Here is a 21,129-nt window from a genome sequence, read left to right on the forward strand (position 1 = left end):
GAGCCATGACCATCAGCATTCGTGACGCCCGCCCGGAAGACGCCGAGACCATTCTGCGCTTCATCACCGAACTTGCCATCTACGAGAAGGAGCCCGACGCCGTCGAGGCGACGGTCGAGATGCTGCAGGCTTCGCTCTTCGGTCCCGGCGCGATCACCCGCGCGGTGATCTGCGAGAAGGATGGCAAGCCGGCGGGCTTTGCCATGTGGTTCTACAACTATTCCACCTGGCAGGCGCGCAAGGGGCTTTACCTCGAAGATCTTTACGTCACCCCGGATTGCCGCGGTTCCGGCGCCGGCAAGATGCTCCTGAAGCATCTGGCTAAGATTGCCGTCGAGGAAGGCTGCGGCCGCTTCGAATGGAGCGTGCTCGACTGGAACGAACCGGCGATCCGCGTCTACGAATCGGTTGGCGCAGAGCCCATGTCCGAATGGACGCGCTACCGCCTGTCTGGCGCGGCACTCGATAGCTTCGCCGCCGACTGAAGCGATTTCAGGAAGTCACGCCGTCGCAAGGCGCTAAGGGGTCTCACCGCTTGCCGGCAAAGAAATCCCTGAGGATATCGGCAGCTTCCCGCTCGGCAAGGCCCGAATAGACATCGGGCGCATGGTGGCAGGTGGGCGAGCCGAAGAAACGCACGCCGCTGTCGACCGCGCCGCCCTTCGGGTCGTCGGCGCCGTAATAGAGGCGGCGGATGCGCGCAAACGAAATCGCCGCTGCGCACATGGTGCAGGGTTCGAGCGTGACGTAGAGATCGGCGCCTGTCAGCCTTTCGTCCTTGAGGACGGCGGCAGCTTCGCGGATGGCGACGATCTCCGCATGGGCGGTCACGTCGTTGAGTTCGCGGGTGCGATTGCCGGCGCGCGAAATGATCCGGCCGTCGAAAACCACCACGGCGCCGATCGGCACTTCGCCGCGTTCGGCAGCCTTGCGGGCCTCCTCAAGGGCCACATCCATGAAGCGTGTCGTCTCAGCCATCGCTCAAACAATAATTTCTCTTAACCCACGGGCCGCGACCTGATAGGACAGCCGCAAAAGGCAGGCAACACAAATGACATCCAAAGACAAGCCCACGCGGCCTGGCGGCAAGTCCGCTGGCCGGGACAAGAAACCGCATTTCGCCGACAAGAAGGGCGCTGCGCCGAAAAAGGCTGCAGGAGCCAAGGCTTCCGGCCCGAAATCTTTCGGTGCCAAGGGCCCCGGCAGGAGCTTCGATGCAAAGACGTCTGATCCCAAGGCCGGCGCTTCGCGTCCGGCCCGGGAACGTCCGGCTGCGGCTGTAGCGGCGGCCGACGAACCGCAGCGTATCTCGAAGATCCTCGCGCGTGCCGGCGTTGCCTCGCGTCGCGACGTCGAGCGGATGATCATGGAAGGACGCATCAAGCTCAACGGCGTTATCCTCGATACGCCCGTCGTCAACGCCACGCTTGCCGATGCGATCGAGGTGGACGGCCAGCCGATCCGCGGCATCGAGCGCACGCGCCTCTGGCTCTACCACAAGCCAGCCGGCCTGGTGACCACCAATGCCGATCCCGAGGGACGGCCGACGGTGTTCGAGAACCTGCCGGACGAACTGCCGCGCGTCCTGTCGATCGGTCGTCTCGACATCAACACCGAAGGCTTGCTGCTGCTGACCAACGACGGCGGACTTGCCCGCGTGCTCGAATTGCCGTCGACCGGCTGGCTGCGCCGCTACCGCGTGCGCGCCCATGGCGAGATCGATCAGGAAGCGCTCGACAGGCTGAAGGACGGCATCGCCGTCGACGGCGTGCTCTATGGCGCCATCGAAGCGACGCTCGACCGCGTCCAGGGCTCGAACGTCTGGATCACGATGGGGCTTCGCGAAGGCAAGAACCGCGAAATCAAGAACGTGCTCGGCGCGCTCGGACTCGACGTCAACCGCCTCATCCGTATCTCCTACGGCCCGTTCCAGCTCGGCGAACTGCCGGAAGGGCATGTCCAGGAAATCCGCGGACGCACCCTGCGCGACCAGTTGGGACCGCGCCTGATCGAGGACGCCAAGGCGAACTTCGACGCGCCGCTCTACAACGACCAGGCAGCAACCGTTGCCGGCGATGCCGCGGACGACGATGGCGGCGATACCCGCCGGCCGGAACGCTCCAACCGCTGGGAAAAGCCTGAGGACAAGCGCGAACGTGCTCTGTCGCGGCTCGACACCCGCCGCGACGATCGTCGCGATGGCCCCCGCGGCAAGGGTGGCCCGCGCGACGACCGCGACGCCAAGTTCGAGGACCGGCCGAAGCGTGCGCCGGCGCAGCGCGCCCGCACGGCCAATGTCTGGATGGCGCCGGGCGCCCGCCCGCTTGCCGAGAAGAAGCCGAAGTCCGTTGACGGCGACGCCACCGAGAAGTCCGCCCGTCGCGAGCGTCCGGAAAGCGCACCGAAGTCCAAGCGCTACGGCCGCAACAAGGATGGCCTGGCGACGAAGACGACTGGCAAGTTCGACCCGGACCGCAAGGGCGCTTCCAAGGATTTCGGCCGTGGCGCCGACAAGCCGGCCCGCCCCTTCGTCAAGAGCCGTGACGAGGACGGCGAGTGGATCAGTGCCGCCGAGCCGGTTCGTCGCCGCGACGAAGGCCGGGATGGCGGCTTCGATCGTCGCAAGTCCTTTGATGGCGGCGACCGCAAGTCGCGCGATCACGGAGATCGTCCGCCGCGCCGCGAGGGTGGAGATCGCCCGCGCGGTGACCGTCCGGCCCGTGCCGAGGGTGGCGAACGCCGTTTCGACAAGCCGCGCGCGCCGCGCGCCGAGGGTGACCGCCCGCCGCGCCGCGAAGGCGGAGAGCGTTCGTTCGGCGACCGTCCCGCCCGCAGCGAAGGCGGTGATCGCCGCTTTGACAAGCCGCGGGCTCCGCGCGCAGACGGTGACCGTCCGCCGCGTCGCGAAGGCGGCGACCGTCCGTTTGGCGACAAGCCGCGCGGCAAGTCGTTCGGCGGCAAGCCCTCGGGTGGAAAATCCTTCGGCGAACGCTCCGGTGGCCCGCGTGGCGGCAAGCCCGGCGGTGGAAAACCCGGCGGACGTCCGGGTGGCGCTGGTCGCCCCGGTGGCGCTGGACGCCCGGCCGGTGGCGGCAAGCCGCGCGGCAGAGGAAACTAAGCGGCCGTGCGGATCGTCGGTGGAGAGTTTCGGGGTCGCAGCCTGGCGACCCCCAAGTCCAACGATATCCGGCCGACCACGGACCGGACTCGCGAAAGCCTCTTCAACATCCTGAGCCATTCCTATCCGGAAGCGCTCGACGGCACTCGTGCGCTCGACCTCTTTGCCGGCACCGGCGCGGTCGGCATCGAGGCGCTGTCGCGCGGGTGTCGGCAGGCGCTGTTCGTCGAACAGAGCGTCGAGGGCAGGGGCCTGCTGCAGACCAATATCGAGACGCTCGCGCTACAGGGGCGGGCGAAGGTCTTCCGGCGCGATGCGACCAGTCTCGGTGGTGTCGGTACGATGGAGCCGTTTCATCTCGTCTTCGCCGACCCGCCCTATGCCAAGGGACTGGGCGAAAAGGCGTTGGAGTCGGCTGCCGTCGGCAACTGGCTGGTGCCCGGAGCGCTGGTGATCCTTGAGGAGCGGGCGGATGTCCAGCCGGCGCCGGTCGCTGTCTTCGAGAACCTTGACGTCAGGGTGTTCGGCGACACCCGCATGCATTTCTATCGGTTTCGCGGAGCCTGATGCCGTAATTTCGGTTGAGTTGCCGGGGTAGGCTCAGCCGGACGACGCCATTTTCTCAACCCGCCCAGCGCGGAGGCATGCCGATGAAGCAGGATCTTTCGATGACGCATGGAGCGGCGGAAGCCCCGGCACGGCCCACCGTGGCGCTGGCGCTCGGCGGTGGCGGCGCCCGCGGTCTTGCGCATATCCATGTCATCGAGGCGCTGGATGAACTCGGCATTCGGCCGGTCGCGATCGCGGGCTCGTCGATCGGCGCGATCATGGGCGCCGGCATGGCAGCGGGCTTGCGCGGCGAAGAGATCCGGGCCCATACGCTCTCGACCGTCGGCCACCGGCGCGAAGTGGTCAACCGCCTGTGGCAATTGCGGCCGTCGAGCCTTTCCGAAGCCATGGCGAGCGGCTTCCGCTTCGGCCAGTTCAATGTCGAGCGGGTGCTCAAGGCCTTCCTGCCCGAGGCCATCCCGCAAAAATTCTCCGACCTCGAAATCCCGCTGAAGGTGGTCGCTACCGATTACTACGGCCAGACGGAGAAGATCTGCGACAAGGGCGACCTCCGCAAGGCGCTGGCTGCGTCCGCGGCGCTGCCGGCGATCTTCACGCCGGTCCGGATCGACGGGCGAGTCATGATCGACGGCGGCATCTACAATCCCATTCCCTTCGATCACCTGCGCGGCCTTGCCGATATCGTCATTGCGGTCGATGTCGTCGGCGGGCCGGATGGCGACGGCAAGGCGATCCCGAGCCGGATCGACAGCCTGTTCGGGGCAAGCCAGCTGATGATGCAGTCGATCATCGCCATGAAGCTGAAAGAGGGAGCACCGGACATCCTGCTGCGCCCCGATGTCGGCCGCTACCGCGTGATGGATTTCCTGCGCGCCCAGGACGTGCTGAACGCAACGGCTGCGATCAAGGACGAACTGAAGCGCGCACTCGAAGAGCGGATGCCCGCGCCAAGGCTCACCTGAAATCCTGGCGCCGGAACCCTGGCGCCTGAACCTTGGCGGCAATGACGGCGCGCGCCGTCGCCGCATGTGCGGTCAGGCGCTTTCGCGCTCGTCGGCGGGAAGGCCCGGGAGGATCCGTTCGCCGGTCTCTTGCGAATGGTCCACCTCGCGCTTCGGCTTGACCAGCGGCTCCGGACGAACAGGTCGCGAGTGCAGCATATCGCGGCCGGCAGTGATGCCCTCGGCCTCCTGCAGCACCAGCCGAGCCTCGTCGCGCTTGCGGATGTCGTCCATGATCGCGATCGCCTCATCGTCGCCGACCCCCAGTGCCTCCAGTGTCTTGCGGCCGAAGAGCAGGCCGGACTCGAAGGTCTCGCGCAGCTCGTAGTCGACACCCTTGGCGCGCAGTTCCAGCGTGTGCAGACGATCGTAGGAGCGGGCGTAGATGCGTGCATTCGGATATTCGGATTGCACGAGATCGATGATGTGGTCGGTCGTTTCCTTCTTCTGGGTGCAGACGGCGACGATCTTGGCCCGTTCGATACCGGCGGCGCGCAGCACGTCGAGACGGTTGCCGTCGCCGAAATAGATCCGGAAGCCGAACGTCGCGGCCTGGCGGACGCGTGCGGCGGAATGATCGATGATCGTCACATCGCGACCGCCGGCAAGCAGGATCTGGGCGGCGATCTGGCCGAAGCGGGAGAAGCCGATCATCAGCACATCGGCGTTGGCGCCATCGAAGTCTTCTTCAATCTCTTCGTCCATCTCGTCCTGCTCGCGCATCAATTTCGGCGCGAGCATGGAGGCAAGCGGTGTCAGCGCCATCGACAGGGTCACGATCGCGACCAGCAGCGAGGCGTCACCATCGGAGAAGACGCCGGCTGTTGCCGCAGCCGTGAACAGAACGAACCCGAATTCACCACCCTGCGGCAGAAGCAAGCTGATGCGCACCGCGTCATTGTGGTGCGATCCAGTCAGTCGGCAGAGCCAGTAAAGCACCAGGCTCTTCAAAGCCATGAGCAGCGGCACGGCAATGATGATCAGCTGATAGCGCTCGACGATGACACCGAGTTGGAGCGACAGGCCGACAGCCATGAAGAAGAGCGCCTGCAGGATACCACGAAAGGGCTCGATATCGGCCTCGAGCTCGTGGCGATAGGAGGATTCCGCCAAAAGCACGCCGGCGAGGAAGGCGCCCATGGCCATGGACAACCCGGCGAGCTGCATCATAGTCGCCGCGCCCATGACGATGAGCAGTGCCGCGGCGATCATGACGTCGCGCGCGCCGGTGCGGGCGATGACCTGGAACAGCGGATTGACCAGGTAACGACCGGCGGCAAAGAGCACAACGATCGCGGTGGTGGCGATCGCGAAGTCTTCGAGCGGCGGCGTCGTGTCCTCGGGTGCCTGCAAGGCCATCAGCGGGATGAGCGCCAGCAGCGGCACGATCGCCAGGTCCTGAAGCAGGAGGATCGAAAAAGCCCTCTGCCCGTAACGCGTGTTGCGGTCGTTGTTCTCGTCGAGGATCTGCATCGCAAAGGCGGTCGACGACAGCGACAGGCCGAAGCCGGCGATGATGCTGCCACCATGTTCGAGGAGCCCGAGCGCATAGATGGCGTAGGAAAGCAGGATGCCTGTCAGCAGCACCTGCGCCGTGCCGAGGCCGAAGATATCCCGCCGCATTTGCCAGAGGCGCGAAGGCTTCAGTTCGAGCCCGATGATGAAGAGCAGGAAGACGACGCCGAGTTCCGAAACGTGCAGGATCTGCTCGCCTTCGGTAATGCTCTGGGCGACGGGTCCGATCAGAATGCCGGCCGAGAGATAGCCGAGGATCGTGCCGAGTCCGAGCCGCTTGAAGATGGGAGCGGCGATCACTGCACCACCGAGCAGCATCAGGGCCTGGGAGTAGATGATCGGTGTCGTTGCCATGCCTCAGGCTTTCACTGTTGATGAACCCGGCTCCCAAGCGGAGCTTTCGAGAGCGCTTCATTTTGCGGTGTTTGAGCGGGAATCGGGCCGATGCCCTTGATGCCTGCTTCGCCGCACAATAAATGGGGCAGGAATGAAAGGCCACACCATGTCAGACACGATCGATTCTGCCGACCTCGAAAAACGCGCATCCGAACTCGTGGACCTCGCTCGCAAGGCCGGCGCCGATGCGGCGGACGCGGTGGTGGTGCGCGGACGCTCCCGCTCCGTCTCCGTCCGCCTCGGCAAGGTCGAAGCGACGGAAGCCTCCGAAAGCGACGACTTCTCGCTCCGCGTCTTTGTCGGACGGCGTGTCGCCAGCGTTTCGGCCAATCCGGGCTTTGACCTGAAGCTGCTCGCCGAGCGCGCGGTGGCCATGGCCAAGGCTTCGCCAGAAGATCCCTTTGCCTCGCTGGCGGACGCCGACCGGCTGGCGAAGTCCTATCCGGACCTCGACCTCTTCGACGCCACGGCGGTTTCGACCGAAACGCTGACCGAAGCGGCGCTTGCGGCCGAAGAGGCCGCACTTGCGGTCTCCGGCGTTACCAATTCCAGCGGTGGCGGCGCCTCGGCCGGCATGGGTGGGCTCGTACTCGTCACCTCGCATGGCTTTTCCGGCTCCTACATGGCCACCCGCTTCGGCCGCTCCGTCAGCGCGATTGCCGGCGAGGGCACCAAGATGGAGCGCGACTACGACTATGACAGCCGCCTGTTCTTTGCCGACCTGCGTGACGCCGACGAGATCGGTCGCCTTGCCGGCGAGCGTGCGGTCGCCCGCATCAACCCGCGCCAGGTGCCGACCGCCAAGAATGTCTCCGTCGTCTTCGATCCGCGCATGGCCCGTGGCTTCGTCGGCCACCTGGCCGGCGCCATCAATGGCGCGGCTGTTGCCCGCAAGACGAGTTTCCTGCGCGACATGATGGGCAAGCAGATCCTGAAATCGGGTCTTTCGGTGACGGACGACCCGCTGATCGTGCGCGGCTCCTCGTCGCGTCCGTTCGACGGCGAAGGGGTCAGCGGCGAAAAGCTGGCGATGGTCGAGGATGGCGTGCTGAACCACTGGTTCCTGTCCACCTCGGCAGCGCTCGAGCTCGGGCTTCAGACCAACGGCCGCGGCGTGCGCGGCGGTCCGACCGTCAATCCGTCCTCGACCAATCTGGCGCTCGAACCGGGATCGATCTCACGGGACGATCTCATCCGCAGCGTCGGTTCCGGCTTCTACGTCACCGAGCTGATCGGCCAGGGCGTCAACATGGTGACCGGCGAATACAGCCGCGGCGCCTCCGGCTTCTGGATCGAGAACGGCGAGCTGACCTTTGCTGTCTCGGAAGTCACGATTGCGTCCAATCTCAAGGACATGTTCATGGCGCTGACGCCGGCAGACGACATCGACCGCAAGTTCGGCGTCGCGGCACCAACGCTCGCCATCGAGGGCATGACGCTCGCCGGCCTCTGACAAGGCCGCAGGAAAAGCAGGCGCGGGGAGCCCGCGCCGATCCCGCCTTCCGGACAAGGGAGAGGCGGGCTGACGGGGTTTTGAATGTCTGACACTGCACCATCGGGCGCGGACTGGAAGCCGGATCTCGACGTGATCCGCGCCGCCGCGGTCGTCGCCGGCGAAACCGCGCTCGGCTACTTCCGCAAGGCGCCCGACGTCCGCTGGAAGAACGAGGGCCGCTCGCCGGTCAGCGAGGCGGATCTCGCCGCAAACGATGTATTGAAGACGCGCCTGCTTGCGGCCCGGCCCGATTACGGCTGGCTCTCGGAAGAGACGGACGACGATCTCAGCCGTCTGTCGCGCGAAACCGTCTTCGTCGTCGATCCGATCGATGGCACACGCGCCTTCATCGCCGGCAAGGAGCTCTGGTGTGTCAGCGTCGCCGTCGTGCATCGTGGCCAGCCCGTTGCTGGCGTGCTCTATGCTCCGGCGCTCGATGAACTCTTCGAGGCGGTCGCAGGCGGCCGCGCGCTGAAGAACGGTGCGCAAATCTCGGTGCGTGAGGCAAGGCCCGGGGAAACGCTGCATCTGGCGGCTGCCGAAGACACGATCGACAAGCTTCCGGCGCCCTATCGCAGCGCCGTTACCCGTATCCCGCATGTGCCGTCGCTTGCCTATCGGCTGGCCATGGTTGCCGACGGGCGGATCGACGGTACGCTGGTCAAGAAGAACGCCCACGACTGGGACCTGGCTGCGGCCGACCTCATTCTAGCGAGCACCGGCGGCGCGCTGGTCGATCTCGACGGGCGGGCGCTTTTCTACAATCGATCCACTGTCGTTCACGGGGTTCTCTGCGCGGCGGCAAAGCCGCTCTTGCCGGACCTGATCGCCGCATCGCGGTCCATGGAGCCCCATTGACCTTTGAGGCCGAATGCCTCAAATCAACGCCCACACCCAACAAGAATAAATGGAAGTCCGATGGCTCACGACACCGAGAAAAAACAACGTCTGCATCTCGTCTTCGGCGGCGAACTCACCACGCTGACTGACGTGCATTTCCGCGACCTGGACAAGCTCGATATCGTCGGCATCTACCCGGACTACGACAGCGCCCTGACTGCCTGGAAATCCAAGGCGCAGATGACCGTCGACAACGCGCACATGCGTTACTTCATCGTCCACATGCACCGTCTGCTCGACCCGGAAAACGGCTGATGCCGATGAGGTCGGGATGCGCGGTGTTTACCCGCATGCCAGTCGCCCTTAAATCTCTCCGGGCCGGAACGGCCGGGGAAGGTGACCTGACATGAGCAGCTTTCGCGCGCGCCTGGCGCTCTCCAGCTACCGCTGGATCGGCTCGGCCATCTATCCCCTCGTCTGGTCCTACCTTGCCGTTCGCGCCGCGAAGGGCAAGGAGGATCCGGCGCGTCGCCGCGAGCGCTACGGCCATGCCAGCGAACCGCGGCCGCAGGGTCCTCTGGTGTGGTTCCACGCGGCAAGCGTCGGTGAGACCAACGCCGTCATCCCGATGATCAAGGAAATCAGGCGGCGCGGCATCCACGTCGTCTTGACGACCGGGACGATGACCTCGGCGCGGGTCGTTGCCGAACGCCTGGGGTCGACGGTCATCCACCAGTATGTCCCGCTCGATTTCAAGCCGGCCGTCAGCCGGTTCCTGAACTATTGGGAGCCGGATCTGGCGATCATCGCCGAATCCGAAATCTGGCCGATGACCATCCTGGAACTCGGCCGTCGCCATATCCCGCAGGTTCTGGTGAACGGGCGCATGTCCGACCGGACCTTTGCGCGCTGGAAGCGCCGGCCGGCGCTAGCCGACGCGCTGTTCGAGAACCTTGCGCTCGTCATTGCCCAGTCCGACGTCGACGCGGAGCGCTTCCGCACGCTCGGCGCGCTGCCGGTGATGGTGTCGGGCAACCTCAAGGTCGATACCGACGCGCCGCCGCACGATCCGCAGGCGCTGAAGGAGTATCGCCAGCAGATCGGCGCCCGCAAGACCTGGGCGGCGATCTCGACCTTCGACGGCGAAGAGGCCGCCGCCGGCGTCGTGCACCGCGCGCTCAAGGAGCGAACCGGCCTTCTGACGATCATCGTCCCGCGCCATCCCGATCGCAGCGACGCCATCGAGGCGGCGCTGACGGCCAAGGGGCTGAAGGTCGCCCGGCGCACGCGCCGCGATCCGCTGACGCCGGACGTCGATATCTTCCTTGGCGATACGATCGGCGAAATGGGCCTCTATCTTCGCCTGACCGAGGTTGCCTTCGTCGGCCGTTCGCTGTTTGCCGAAGGCGGCCAGAACCCGCTGGAGCCGGCGATGCTTGGCTGCGCGATCCTTTCGGGCGGCAACGTCCAGAACTTTCGCGAGACCTACCAGACGCTGGCCAAGAACGGCAGCGCCAAGATCGTGCGCGATGTCGAGATGCTGGCCAAGGGCGTCAACTATCTGCTCGCCAACGACGACATGCGTCGCTCGATGATCGATGCCGGCCTTGAAACCGTGCAAGAGATGCGCGGTGCCCTGTCGGCGACGATGAAGGGGCTCGAGCCCTATATCAATCCGCTCGTCGTCAAGGCGCGCCTCAACCCGCCGACCGACAACTGATCCAGCAGGAGACGAAGCCTCGTCATGACCGCAGCCAAAGCCATCGCTGGCATCCTGTTCGACAAGGATGGAACTCTGCTCGACTACGCAAAGAGCTGGGTGCCGGTGAACTACGAACTGGCGCGGATCGCGGCAAAGGGTGACGAGGCCCTGGCCCGCACGCTGCTTGCAGCCGGCGGCATGGATGCTGACACCGGCCACGTGCTGCCCGACAGCCTGTTGGCCGCCGGCAACACGGTCGAGATCGCGACCGGCTTCGTCGGCGCGGGCGCGCCCTTCACGATTGCCGAACTGACGACCCTGCTTGACGGCCTGTTTGCGCGCTCGGCGGAATATGCGGTGCCTGTGACCGATCTCGGTGCTTTCTTCGCCGGGCTGCATGCCAAGGGCTACCGCCTTGGTGTCGCCTCCAGCGACAACGAGCGCTCGATCCGCGAAACCGCAAAGCGCTTCGGCTTCGAGAACTACCTGCACTATGTGGCGGGCTACGACAGCGGTTACGGCGTCAAGCCCGAGCCGGGCATGGTGCTTGGCTTTTGTGCTGCGACCGGCCTTGAGCCGCAGCAGGTGGTCGTGGTCGGCGACAACAATCACGACATGCATATGGGCCGCAGCGCCGGCGTCGGCATGACGGTCGCGGTCCTCACGGGCACGGGCTCGCGCCAGTCGCTTGCGGCGGCCTCGGACCATTGCCTCGCCGACATCACCGAACTCGAAGCTGTCCTCTAGATCGGGTTGCGGCACCGGCTTGCCGCGATTGCCTTCGGTTGCGCACCGCGATCGGTCTGGTTCAGCGCCTCTGCCGTGGCTGCATCGGTCTCCATAGCTTGCGTTTTTTCCCGTTCTGACGTTTTTTGTCGCAATCCGCCGGTTTCGACCGGCGAACAAACCGTCCCTCCCGGACAAGGAAGGACCTGAGCGGCCGGGAGGCCACGGAACGAAGATGGTATCGGAAGCGCCGCCATTCTGGTGGACCAAGGCGGATTGGCGTGCGCGCGCGTTGTGGCCGTTCTCATGGGTTTACGGACGGATTGCCGGCATGCGCATGGACCGCGCGCAGCGCGCCTCGGTGCCGGTCCCGGTCATCTGCATCGGCAACTTCACCGTCGGCGGCGCCGGCAAGACGCCGACCTCCATCGCGCTTGCCCGCGTCATCCGCGAGAAGGGCCTGAAGCCCGGGTTCTTGAGCCGCGGTTATGGCGGCTCGCTCGACGTGACGACCGTCGTCGATCTGGAACATCACCGCGCCCGCGATGTTGGCGACGAACCGTTGCTTCTGGCGAAGGAAGCCTTGACGGTCGTCTGCCGCCGTCGCGTCGATGGGGCTCGGCGGCTGGTGAAGGAAGGTGTCGACATCATCATCATGGACGACGGTTTCCAGAGCGCGCGGCTGGCCTTCGACTTCGCGCTTCTGGTGATCGATTCCCGCCGCGGCATCGGCAACGGCTATCTGGTCCCGGCCGGTCCGGTGCGCGCGCCGCTGTCGAACCAGCTCCGCCACGCCACGGCCCTGCTCAAGATCGGCGACGGCACCGAAGCCGACGCCCTGATCCGTCGCGCCGCCCGCGCCGGCAAGCAGATCTATGAAGCCGAGGTCATAAGGCACGACGACGGATCGCTGAATGGCGTCAAGGTGCTTGCCTGGGCGGGCATTGCCGATCCGGAGAAGTTCTATCGCACCGTCCGGGAGACGGGCGCCGTCATCGAGGAAACCCGCAGTTTTCCCGACCATCACCATTTTTCCGAGGACGAGATCGCCGATCTGCTCGACCGCGCTGCAGCGCTCGGATGCCAGCTCGTCACCACCGCCAAGGACCTGGTGCGCCTGGAGCCCGGCCACGGCCGCGCCGCGGAGCTTGCCGCAGCGAGCAGGGTGATCGAGATCGACGTACGCTTCGACGATCCGATGGCTCCAAAAAAGATCATCGAGACGGCGCTTGCCGCGGCGCGTGCCCGCAAGCTGCGCGAAGGCGCGGCTAAGTAACGGCGCCTTTCGGGCTTTGGTGTGCCGGCGCTCGAGCTTGGTTAGCGGCGTTGGTTGGGCAGCGCGCCTGCGCGCTTTTCCGCTTCGAGCGAGGCTTCCGCGTCGACATAGGGCTCCTGCCGGGCGACGCTCCAGTAACGCAGCTCATCGACGGGGATGGTCTTGCCGGTCATCGCGCAGATCACGTGCGAGCCCGCAAGCACGATCTGAAAGTCGCCGTCGAGATAACGGATCTTCGCTTCGCGCGAAGCGCTTCCTTCAAACCGGTTCATCATGCTCGGCGCCTGTTTCCGTCTTCGTTATGGGTTCTCTGGTCTAGCTCGCCGCCCGGAAAAATGCCAGTCGCATTTCGCCGGACGGGAAGATCAGCTCCGGCCGAACAGCCGTTCGATATCCGAGAGCTTGAGTTCGATATAGGTGGGGCGGCCGTGGTTGCACTGGCCGGAGCCGGGCGTCGCCTCCATTTGCCTCAAGAGCGCGTTCATCTCCTCGGTGCGCATGCGCCGGCCCGAGCGCACCGATCCGTGGCAGGCCATGGTCGCGGCGAGATATTCGAGCCGGTTTGTCAGCCCGCTTGCCGTATCCCATTCGGCAAGCTCGTCGGCGAGTTGGCGCACGAGACCGACGGCATCCATTTCGCCGAGCATGGCCGGCGTTTCGCGCACCGCGATCGCGCCCGGGCCGAAGCGCTCGATCGCAAGGCCCAGGCGGGAGAACTCCTCCGCATGGGTCATCAAGCGGTCGCAGTCGTCTTCGGGCAGATCGACGATCTCCGGGATCAGCAGCGCCTGGGCGGCGACCGGCCGCGAATGCAGTGCCGTACGCATGGCTTCGAACACCAGCCGCTCGTGGGCGGCATGCTGGTCGACGATGACGAGGCCGTCATTGGTCTGGGCGACGATGTAGTTTTCGTGCAACTGGGCGCGCACGGCGCCGAGCGGGAAGGACTGCGGCTGCGGCGGTTGCTGGACCTCCGGCGCCGGCACGGGCATGTCCCGCTCGAACGGGGTGGCAACACGCGCCGATGGGGCGGAAAACGCCGCAAAGCTCGCCTGCGGCTGCTCGCCGAGATGGCGCAGCATGGAGTCAAATTGTGTCGGCCGGGAAGGCGACGTCTCGGCGCTCCAGGGCTGCGGACGATAATCACCGGAGCGGAACGCCTGCATCATGCCGCGGGCGCCCGTCGTTGCGGCGCGGTCGCCGTCGCGTGTCAGCGCCTGGCGGATCGCACCGATGATCAGTCCGCGGATAAGGCCGGGGTCGCGGAAGCGCACGTCGGACTTTGCCGGATGCACGTTGACGTCGACGAGCGCCGGGTCGAGCGTGATCGACAGCACGGCGACCGGATAGCGTCCGCTCGGGATCGTCTCGGAATAGGCGGCACGGATCGCCGACAGCAGCAACTTGTCCTGCACCGGGCGGCCGTTGACGAAGACATATTGCTGCAGCGAGTTGCCGCGATTGTAGGTCGGCACGCCGGCAAAGCCGGTCAGTTCCACATCTTCCCGCGCTGCATCGATCTCGATCGCGTTGTCGCGGAAATCCTTGCCGAGCACCTGCGCCATGCGCGCCAGCCGGTCGTCGCCGGTTGCCGGGAATTCGAGTGTCGAGCGGTCGCTGCCGGAGAGCACGAAACGGACCGCCGGAAACGCGATCGCCATGCGACGCACCACTTCCGAAATGGCCGCTGCTTCCGCCTTCTCGGTCTTCATGAACTTCAGTCGGGCCGGGGTGGCGAAGAAGAGATCGCGCACTTCGACGACGGTGCCGGTATTGGCGGGCGACGGGCGGACCGCCTCGGTTTTGCCGCCGGTAACCGCAATGACCGCGCCTTCGCTGGCGCCGGCCGTGCGCGTCGTGATCGACAGCCGGGCGACCGAGCCGATCGAAGGCAGGGCCTCGCCGCGAAAGCCGAGGGTGCGGATGTCGAAGAGGCTGTCGTCGAGCTTCGATGTGCAGTGCCTTCGAACCGCAAGTTCGAGGTCGCCAGGGGCCATGCCCGAGCCGTTGTCGGTGACCCGCAGCAGCGTCTTGCCGCCGCCGGCGGTTGCGATCTCGATGCGGGTCGCGCCGGCGTCGAGCGCATTCTCGATCAGCTCCTTGGCGGCGCTGGCGGGGCGTTCGATCACCTCGCCGGCGGCGATCTGGTTGATGAGGGTTTCTGAAAGCTGCTTGATGGCCATGCCCCATTTTCCGGGATTCGCCATGGAAACGGAAGGGGTAACGATATCTCGTCCCCGGTCACGAGCATCTGGTGCGGTTACCCTTGAAAAATGAGCGAGGGTTTAATCGGCCCTTAACACTCTGCTGCGATTTTCCACAACAACCTGAATGATCACGGGTTTTGTCTTTTGAGCCTTGCGGCGTAGCTGGACGCCGCACTCCCGCCGCTCGAAGAGACGCCTGCCAAGGCCACCCCAGCATGTCCCGAAATGAAACCGCCGTTGCAGCGCCGCGCGTCCTTGCAAAGACGCGGCAGGCCGTTGTGGCACTTTGAATGGCCGCCTGTCTGCCTTGATCCAAGGGTGATCCAGGGACACATGCGGTAGGCGAGTGAGGACAGTGCGATGAGCGATGGGGCGCCCAACGGCGCGGACATCAACAGGGTCATTCTTGAGTCGAGTTGCGACGCACTCGGCATCGCTGTGCTTGTCTGCAGCCGGGACGATACCATTCTCTTTGCCAGCCGCACGATGCTGCAATTTTTCCCGGTGCCGGCGGAAGCCCTGATGCCGGGCACGCGGCTCCGCGATTTCCTCGGCGCCGTCTACGACACCGGCGTCCGTCCGGGCACGGTTCCGGAAAACAGCCGCCGGCGCACCAACCGCGAGGAATGGATTGCCGAGCACATGGCGCTGCATTGGCGCGAGCGCTACGAGAGCGTCGAGCGCGCCGGCCGCACCCGCTGGGTTTCCATGCGCAAGCGCCGCCTGTCGAGCGGCATGGGCATCCTGTCGATCAGCGACGTCTCCGACCAGAAGAAGCGCGACGAACAGCTCCAGACCGACCTGGAGCGGGTGGAACTGACCGAGCAGATCCTCGACGGCCAGCCCAATCCCATCTGCGTCAAGGACCGCAATCTCAATTACATCGCGGTCAACAAGGCCTTCTGCCTGATCCATGACCTGGCGCAGGACGCCATCCTCGGCCGGTCGGCCTGGGATCTGGTCGAGAGCGACCTGGCGGAGCGCTTCGAACAGTCCGATCGCATGGTGCTTGAAACCGGCAAGCCGTTTTCGCAGGCCGAGCACATCGTGCGTGCCGACGGCAGCGACCTCTGGGTGCTGACCCGCAAGTACCGCGTCGGCATGCCCGGCCGCCACTTCGTCGTCACCTGCATGAACGACGTGACCGATATTGCCGTCTGGTATCAGGGCGGCGAGGAACCTCCGGCCGAGGTCACGCTGCAAATCCGCGACTACAGCATTTTTGCCGCGGCGCAGAATTTCTACGATCCTTTCCGGGCGCTGAATGTCCAGCAGCTCGTCGAGGCGGGGTCGATGATCGAGACCTTGCCGGCGCGCGGCCTGAGGGTGCTTCTCGCTACCGACGACCGATCGCTGGAGGAGCGGCTTGTCGCCCGGCTGCGCGGCTCCGGGCTCGACGCCTGCGCCGTTCGCGATGCCGACGAATTGCACGCCTTCCGCGCGGCCGTCGACGAGGCGGGGCTGAAACTCGACATCCTCTTGCTCGACGCGGCTTTCCCTGAGCGGCAGAAGGTCGCCGCCGGCTGGCGCGACAGCCCGATCCTCCCGGTGTCTGAGGATCAGGACGGGGCGGCGGTGCTTGCGGAAGTCTTCCGCGTCTGCTCCGAGCGGGCTGGCGCCGCGCCGCAACAGGAATGGTCGCTATCGTTCGAGGCCGAGGAGATCGCGCCGCCGCCGCCGGCGCCGCAGGTCGATGTGCTCGTTGCCGAGGACAACCAGATCAACCAGTTCGTCTTCACCCAGATCCTCGAAGGGCTCGGCGTTTCTCATCGGATCGCCGCCAACGGCCGCGAGGCCGTCGAACTCTGGCACGAACTGCAACCGGCCCTTGTGCTGATGGATGTGTCGATGCCGGTCATGAACGGCTTCGACGCCACCGTCGCGATCCGGTCGGCGGAGAAGGGACGCACACAGAAAACGCCGATCATCGGCGTTACCGCCCAGGCCCTGGATATCGACCTGCAGCAATGCAAGGCATCCGGCATGGACGACCACATCATGAAGCCGGTGAGCCCCGACATGATCGAGGCTGTGCTGAGAAAATTCATGCCGATGAAGGCAGTACGAACGGCTGGTTGAGTAAAAGGCGTGTCAACTCGCTAGAATTGGGGAGGCCAATGGCAAATCTTGGAGCGGCGCGATATCGGATTGTTAACCGCCGATTGCGATCGTCTGCACCGAATTGCCGCTAAAGTGTAGAGCCCCATCCGTATGCCTCGCATCCACCTCGTTGCCCAAGCCCCGGTCGTGTCGGAAGGACACAGCCGGTCTGCGTCGTGGCGCGGGCTGGCGGTGCGGTCTATTGGGCATCGCCCCTGCCAGATGAATGGGGGACGGCGATGATGACAGCTGAAACGCCCTACCACCGCGTTGGCCGCGAGGCGTCTACTGCCTGGGGCGACGTCGATCCGCTGACCGGTCTCGGCAACGCCCGTTGCCTGCGCCAGAGCGTGCTTGACCTCGCTGAGGAGCGGGCCAGCGACCCGGCGCCGTTCACCATCGGCCTTGCCAATATCGATGGCTTCAAGCCGATCAATGACCTGTTCGGACCCGAAGCGGGCGACGAGATCCTCTGCCAGGTGGCCTATCGGCTGAAGGCCTGCGCGCCTGAGGGCGCCACCATCACCCGTTTCGACAGCGACGAATTCGCCTTCGTGTTGCCGCTGATCTTCGAGCGCAAGGGCGCCGAGAAGATCGGGCAGATGCTGAAGGAAGTGCTGTCTGCCCCCTTCGATCTCGGCGACCGTCATGTTCGTCTGTCCGCCTCGTTCGGCTTCGCCGTCTATCCCTTTGCGGGCGAGGTGTTCGAGGACCTCCTGAAAAGCGCGGACACTGCGCTTTATCGCTCGAAGCGCCGCGGCCGCGGGCAGATCACCGTCTATTCGCAGGAGATCGCCCAGGAGATGAAGCGCGCGACGCAGCTCGAACAGGCGCTGCGCAATGCCATCATCGCCAACGAGGTCGACGTGCACTTCCAGCCGATCGTCGATCTGCGCAACGACGCGGTTGTCGGCTTCGAGGCCCTGGCGCGCTGGTGCGATGCCGATCTCGGTTATGTCTCTCCGGCGGTGTTCGTGCCGCTCGCCGAGGAGCGCGGCTTCATCGATTCGCTCGCCGAGGTGCTGCTGCGCAAGGCGGCCCATGCCGCCCTTTCCTGGCCGAAAGAGCTCTTCCTTTCCTTCAATCTCTCCTCGGCGCAGCTGACGGACCCGACCACCAGCCGACGCCTGCTGTCGATCATCAGCCAGATCGGTCTCGACCCGCGGCGCCTGGAGCTGGAGATCACCGAGACGGCCGTCATGGCCGATGCGGATATCGCCCAGAAGATCGTTGCCGAACTGCGCGCCGCCGGTGTCCGCGTCTCGCTCGACGACTTCGGTACCGGCCAATCGAGCCTCGGCCGGCTGCGCGATTTTTCCTTCGACAAGGTCAAGATCGACCGGGCCTTCGTCTCACGCATCTCGGCCGATCGCGCCTCGGAGCACATCATCAAGGCGATCGTGTCGATGTGCGAGGGTCTCGAACTCGAGGTCGTCGCCGAAGGTATCGAGGATTTTTCCGAGGCCCTGAAGCTGAAAGCACTCGGTTGCGGCCTGGGGCAGGGCTATTTCTACGGAAAACCCGCCGATGCGGTGGCGACGATGCGCTACCTTGCCGATCGCTACCGCGATCTTCCCGTCCAGGCCTGATCCGGGTTAGTCCTCGGTCCCGGACATCTCAGCGCGGTCGCGCCGTCCTTCATCCAGCAGCCAGTCACGCACCCTTTTGGCCTGCGCATTCAGTTCGCGCGATCGCGGCCAGACGACGTAGAAGGCAAGGCCCGTCTTCAGCACGTGCCCGGCGACCGGGACCAGCGCGCCCGAGCGGATCTGCGGATAGATCAGGTGTTCCCAGCCGAGCGCCACGCCTTCGCCGGACAGTACCGCCTGGATCACCAGGACATAGTCGTTGATCGAAAGCCGGCGCGCCTGCTTGGGATAGGCATGGCCGGCGCTCGCGAACCACTCGGTCCAATCGCAGGCGCGGCGCACCGGCTCTTCCAGGTGGATGAGATTGTGGTTGGGCAGGTCGGCGGCCGTCTTCGGCAGGCCATGCCGCTCGATATAGGCGGGTGTGGCGACCGCGTTGACCACCTCGTCGGCGAGCAGGGCGGCATGGTAGCGCGGCCAATGGCTGGGGTCGCCGCCGCGGATGCCGAGCGGGATCGGCTCTTCCTCCAGGTCGAGGTCGCGCACGCTGGTCTGGATCCGGAGGTCGATTTCTGGCAGGTCCTCGCGCATGCGGTTGAGGCGGGGCAGCATCCACATCGAGGCAAAGGCGGTCGACGCCGCCAGCGTCACGTTGGTCTCGCGGCCCTTGGCGCGAATGTCTTCGGCCGACTTCTGGATGCGCGACAAGCCGACCGACACGTCGGCATGGAATTTTTCCCCCGCCTCGGTCAGTTCCACCGCGCGGTGAACGCGGTGAAACAGCGGCACGCCCAGCTGTTCCTCAAGACCGCGCACGGCGTAGGAGACTGCAGCCTGGGTCATGCCGAGCTCGTTGGCAGCACGGGTGAAGTTCTGGTGGCGGCCGGCCGCCTCGAACACGATGAGGCTTGCGGCGGACGGGAGCAGGCGGCGCAGGTTTTCCATAAATCACGCTTATAGCATGGATCGAATTTTTCCAGCGTTACAGTGGAATTTTTCGCCCATAGCATCACCTGAGATGATGGGAGGATGCGGGCATGGACACAGCATTGGCAACGGAGGTGGCGGCACCGAGACGGACGCGCGGCACACGGCCAAACCGGCGCGAGGGCGCGGGGCGCAGCCTTGGCGTTCCCTACATTATCCGCAACATTCCCACCTATGATATCCTTGGCGAGGAAAGCCTGCTTCGGATCGAGGCGGTCGCCGATCGTATTCTCGCCGAGGTGGGCATCGAGTTCCGCGACGACCCTGAAGCGCTCGACCACTGGAAGCGGGCCGGTGCGAAGGTCGATGGCGTCCGGGTGACCTTCGAGCCGGGCATGCTCAAGGAAATCGTCGCCTCGGCGCCGCGCCAGTTTACCCAGCATGCCCGCAATCCGGCCCGCAATGTCGAGATCGGCGGCAACAACGTCATCTTCTCGCCGGCCTATGGTTCGCCCTTCGTCATGGACCTCGACAAAGGGCGGCGTTACGGCACGATCGAGGACTTCCGCAACCTTATCAAGCTGGCTCAGTCGAGCCCCTGGCTGCACCATTCGGGCGGCACGATCTGCGAGCCGGTCGACGTGCCGGTCAACAAGCGCCACCTCGACATGGTCTACAGCCACATCAAATATTCCGACCGCGCCTTCATGGGTTCGATCACGGCGGAAGACCGTGCCGAAGATTCGATCGAGATGGCGCGCATTCTTTTTGGCCGCGATTTCGTCGACCGGAACTGCGTCATCCTCGGCAATGTCAACGTCAACTCGCCGCTGGTCTGGGATGGGACGATGACGAAGTCGCTGCGCGCCTATGCGCGGGCAAACCAGGCCGCGGTGATCGTGCCCTTCATCCTCGGCGGCGCCATGGGGCCGGTCACCAATGCCGGCGCCATTGCCCAGTCCTATGCCGAAACACTCGCCGGCTGTGCGCTGACCCAGCTCGAACGCAAGGGCGCCCCGGTCATCTTCGGCAACTTCCTGTCGTCCATGTCGCTGCGCTCGGGCTCGCCCACCTTCGGCACGCCGGAGCCGGCGATCGGCAGCATGGTCGTTGGCCAGCTTGCGCGCCGGCTTGGCCTGCCGCTGCGCTGTGCCGGCAACTTCTCCAACTCCAAGCTGCCGGATGCGCAGGCGATGCAGGAAGGCGCGATGTCGATGCTGTCGGCGGTGCATTGCGGCGCCAACTTCATCCTGCACTCGGCCGGTTTCGTCGATGGGCTGCTCGCCATGTCCTACGAGAAGTTCGTCATGGACACGGACTTCTGCGGCGCGCTGCATTCCTATCTCGCCGGCGTTGTCGTCGACGACAACACGCTCGCCATGGACGCCTTCCTGCAGGTCGGTCCCGGCAGCCATTTCCTGGGCTGCGACCACACGATGCGCAACTACCAGACCGCCTTCTGGGACTCGGCTCTTTCGGACAACGAACCCTTCGAGAAATGGGTCGAGGAGGGCGAGACCGACATGGCGACACGCGCCAACCGTGCCTGGAAGAAGACGCTTGCCGAATATGAAGCGCCGCCGCTGGATGTGGCGCTCGACGAGGCGCTGATCGATTATGTCACGCGTCGCAAGGACAGCATGGCGGATGCTTGGTACTGACGAAGC

General features: G+C 65.3%; 18 protein-coding genes. 13 read left to right on the forward strand and 5 right to left on the reverse strand.

Going from position 1 to position 21,129, the window contains the following annotated elements; genetic code table 11:
* The first annotated feature begins 5 nt into the window (after positions 1 to 5).
* The gene (locus M2267_RS03775; RefSeq protein ID WP_043618387.1) at positions 6 to 485 is read left to right on the forward strand and encodes a GNAT family N-acetyltransferase; all 480 of its coding nucleotides are present in this window, start codon (positions 6 to 8) and stop codon (positions 483 to 485) included.
* A gap of 43 nt (positions 486 to 528) precedes the next feature.
* Here M2267_RS03775 and M2267_RS03780 read toward each other — a convergent pair whose 3' ends face one another.
* Complete coding sequence (locus M2267_RS03780) at positions 529 to 978, reverse strand: nucleoside deaminase (RefSeq protein WP_043618390.1); 450 nt, start codon at positions 976 to 978, stop codon at positions 529 to 531.
* Between the two features lie 73 nt (positions 979 to 1,051).
* Here M2267_RS03780 and M2267_RS03785 point away from each other — a divergent pair, with 73 nt between their 5' ends.
* The 3 genes from M2267_RS03785 (at position 1,052) to M2267_RS03795 (ending at position 4,650) form a co-directional block, all read left to right on the forward strand.
* The gene (locus M2267_RS03785) at positions 1,052 to 3,118 is read left to right on the forward strand and encodes a pseudouridine synthase (RefSeq protein ID WP_429112589.1); all 2,067 of its coding nucleotides are present in this window, start codon (positions 1,052 to 1,054) and stop codon (positions 3,116 to 3,118) included.
* A 6-nt stretch (positions 3,119 to 3,124) separates the two neighbouring features.
* A complete protein-coding gene (rsmD, locus tag M2267_RS03790; RefSeq protein ID WP_429112591.1) occupies positions 3,125 to 3,685 on the forward strand; it encodes a 16S rRNA (guanine(966)-N(2))-methyltransferase RsmD in 561 nt (186 codons plus the stop codon).
* 83 nt (positions 3,686 to 3,768) lie between these two features.
* Positions 3,769 to 4,650: a patatin-like phospholipase family protein gene (locus M2267_RS03795; protein WP_429112593.1), complete on the forward strand. Its 882-nt coding sequence runs from the start codon at positions 3,769 to 3,771 to the stop codon at positions 4,648 to 4,650.
* 72 nt (positions 4,651 to 4,722) lie between these two features.
* On the opposite strand, the gene M2267_RS03800 is transcribed toward M2267_RS03795, so the two are convergent.
* Complete coding sequence (locus M2267_RS03800; protein WP_429112594.1) at positions 4,723 to 6,558, reverse strand: monovalent cation:proton antiporter-2 (CPA2) family protein; 1,836 nt, start codon at positions 6,556 to 6,558, stop codon at positions 4,723 to 4,725.
* 148 nt (positions 6,559 to 6,706) lie between these two features.
* Between M2267_RS03800 and M2267_RS03805 the strand changes: the two genes are divergently transcribed.
* The 6 genes from M2267_RS03805 to lpxK all read left to right on the forward strand — a co-directional run bounded on the left by M2267_RS03805 (position 6,707) and on the right by lpxK (position 12,639).
* Entirely contained in the window at positions 6,707 to 8,053 is a 1,347-nt protein-coding gene (locus M2267_RS03805) for a TldD/PmbA family protein (protein ID WP_429112596.1), read from the forward strand.
* Positions 8,054 to 8,137: 84 nt separating this feature from the next.
* A complete protein-coding gene (locus tag M2267_RS03810; protein WP_429112598.1) occupies positions 8,138 to 8,953 on the forward strand; it encodes a 3'(2'),5'-bisphosphate nucleotidase CysQ in 816 nt (271 codons plus the stop codon).
* A gap of 60 nt (positions 8,954 to 9,013) precedes the next feature.
* A complete protein-coding gene (locus M2267_RS03815) occupies positions 9,014 to 9,250 on the forward strand; it encodes a DUF4170 domain-containing protein (RefSeq protein WP_043620984.1) in 237 nt (78 codons plus the stop codon).
* Positions 9,251 to 9,341: 91 nt separating this feature from the next.
* Positions 9,342 to 10,655: a lipid IV(A) 3-deoxy-D-manno-octulosonic acid transferase gene (waaA, locus tag M2267_RS03820; protein WP_043620982.1), complete on the forward strand. Its 1,314-nt coding sequence runs from the start codon at positions 9,342 to 9,344 to the stop codon at positions 10,653 to 10,655.
* A gap of 24 nt (positions 10,656 to 10,679) precedes the next feature.
* Positions 10,680 to 11,384 carry an HAD family hydrolase gene (locus M2267_RS03825; protein ID WP_043620978.1) on the forward strand — a complete coding sequence of 235 codons (705 nt, stop codon included), beginning with the start codon at positions 10,680 to 10,682 and terminating at the stop codon, positions 11,382 to 11,384.
* A gap of 214 nt (positions 11,385 to 11,598) precedes the next feature.
* Complete coding sequence (gene lpxK / locus M2267_RS03830) at positions 11,599 to 12,639, forward strand: tetraacyldisaccharide 4'-kinase (protein ID WP_429112602.1); 1,041 nt, start codon at positions 11,599 to 11,601, stop codon at positions 12,637 to 12,639.
* Between the two features lie 41 nt (positions 12,640 to 12,680).
* On the opposite strand, the gene M2267_RS03835 is transcribed toward lpxK, so the two are convergent.
* Complete coding sequence (locus M2267_RS03835; RefSeq protein WP_053250845.1) at positions 12,681 to 12,914, reverse strand: DUF2093 domain-containing protein; 234 nt, start codon at positions 12,912 to 12,914, stop codon at positions 12,681 to 12,683.
* Positions 12,915 to 13,004: 90 nt separating this feature from the next.
* Positions 13,005 to 14,822, reverse strand: coding sequence for a DNA mismatch repair endonuclease MutL (gene mutL, locus M2267_RS03840; RefSeq protein WP_429112605.1), 1,818 nt, complete (start codon positions 14,820 to 14,822; stop codon positions 13,005 to 13,007).
* Between the two features lie 384 nt (positions 14,823 to 15,206).
* On the opposite strand from mutL, the gene M2267_RS03845 reads away from it, so the two are divergent.
* Positions 15,207 to 16,925 carry a response regulator gene (locus tag M2267_RS03845; protein ID WP_429112607.1) on the forward strand — a complete coding sequence of 573 codons (1,719 nt, stop codon included), beginning with the start codon at positions 15,207 to 15,209 and terminating at the stop codon, positions 16,923 to 16,925.
* 263 nt (positions 16,926 to 17,188) lie between these two features.
* Positions 17,189 to 18,535 (forward strand): putative bifunctional diguanylate cyclase/phosphodiesterase, encoded by a 1,347-nt coding sequence (locus M2267_RS03850; protein WP_429113036.1) that lies wholly within the window; start codon positions 17,189 to 17,191, stop codon positions 18,533 to 18,535.
* A gap of 6 nt (positions 18,536 to 18,541) precedes the next feature.
* On the opposite strand, the gene M2267_RS03855 is transcribed toward M2267_RS03850, so the two are convergent.
* Positions 18,542 to 19,480: a LysR substrate-binding domain-containing protein gene (locus tag M2267_RS03855; protein ID WP_205239391.1), complete on the reverse strand. Its 939-nt coding sequence runs from the start codon at positions 19,478 to 19,480 to the stop codon at positions 18,542 to 18,544.
* Between the two features lie 92 nt (positions 19,481 to 19,572).
* On the opposite strand from M2267_RS03855, the gene M2267_RS03860 reads away from it, so the two are divergent.
* Entirely contained in the window at positions 19,573 to 21,123 is a 1,551-nt protein-coding gene (locus tag M2267_RS03860) for a trimethylamine methyltransferase family protein (protein ID WP_429112610.1), read from the forward strand.
* The last annotated feature ends 6 nt before the right edge of the window (positions 21,124 to 21,129 follow it).

Source organism: Ensifer sp. KUDG1, assembly GCF_050434285.1.
Lineage (GTDB): Bacteria > Pseudomonadota > Alphaproteobacteria > Rhizobiales > Rhizobiaceae > Ensifer.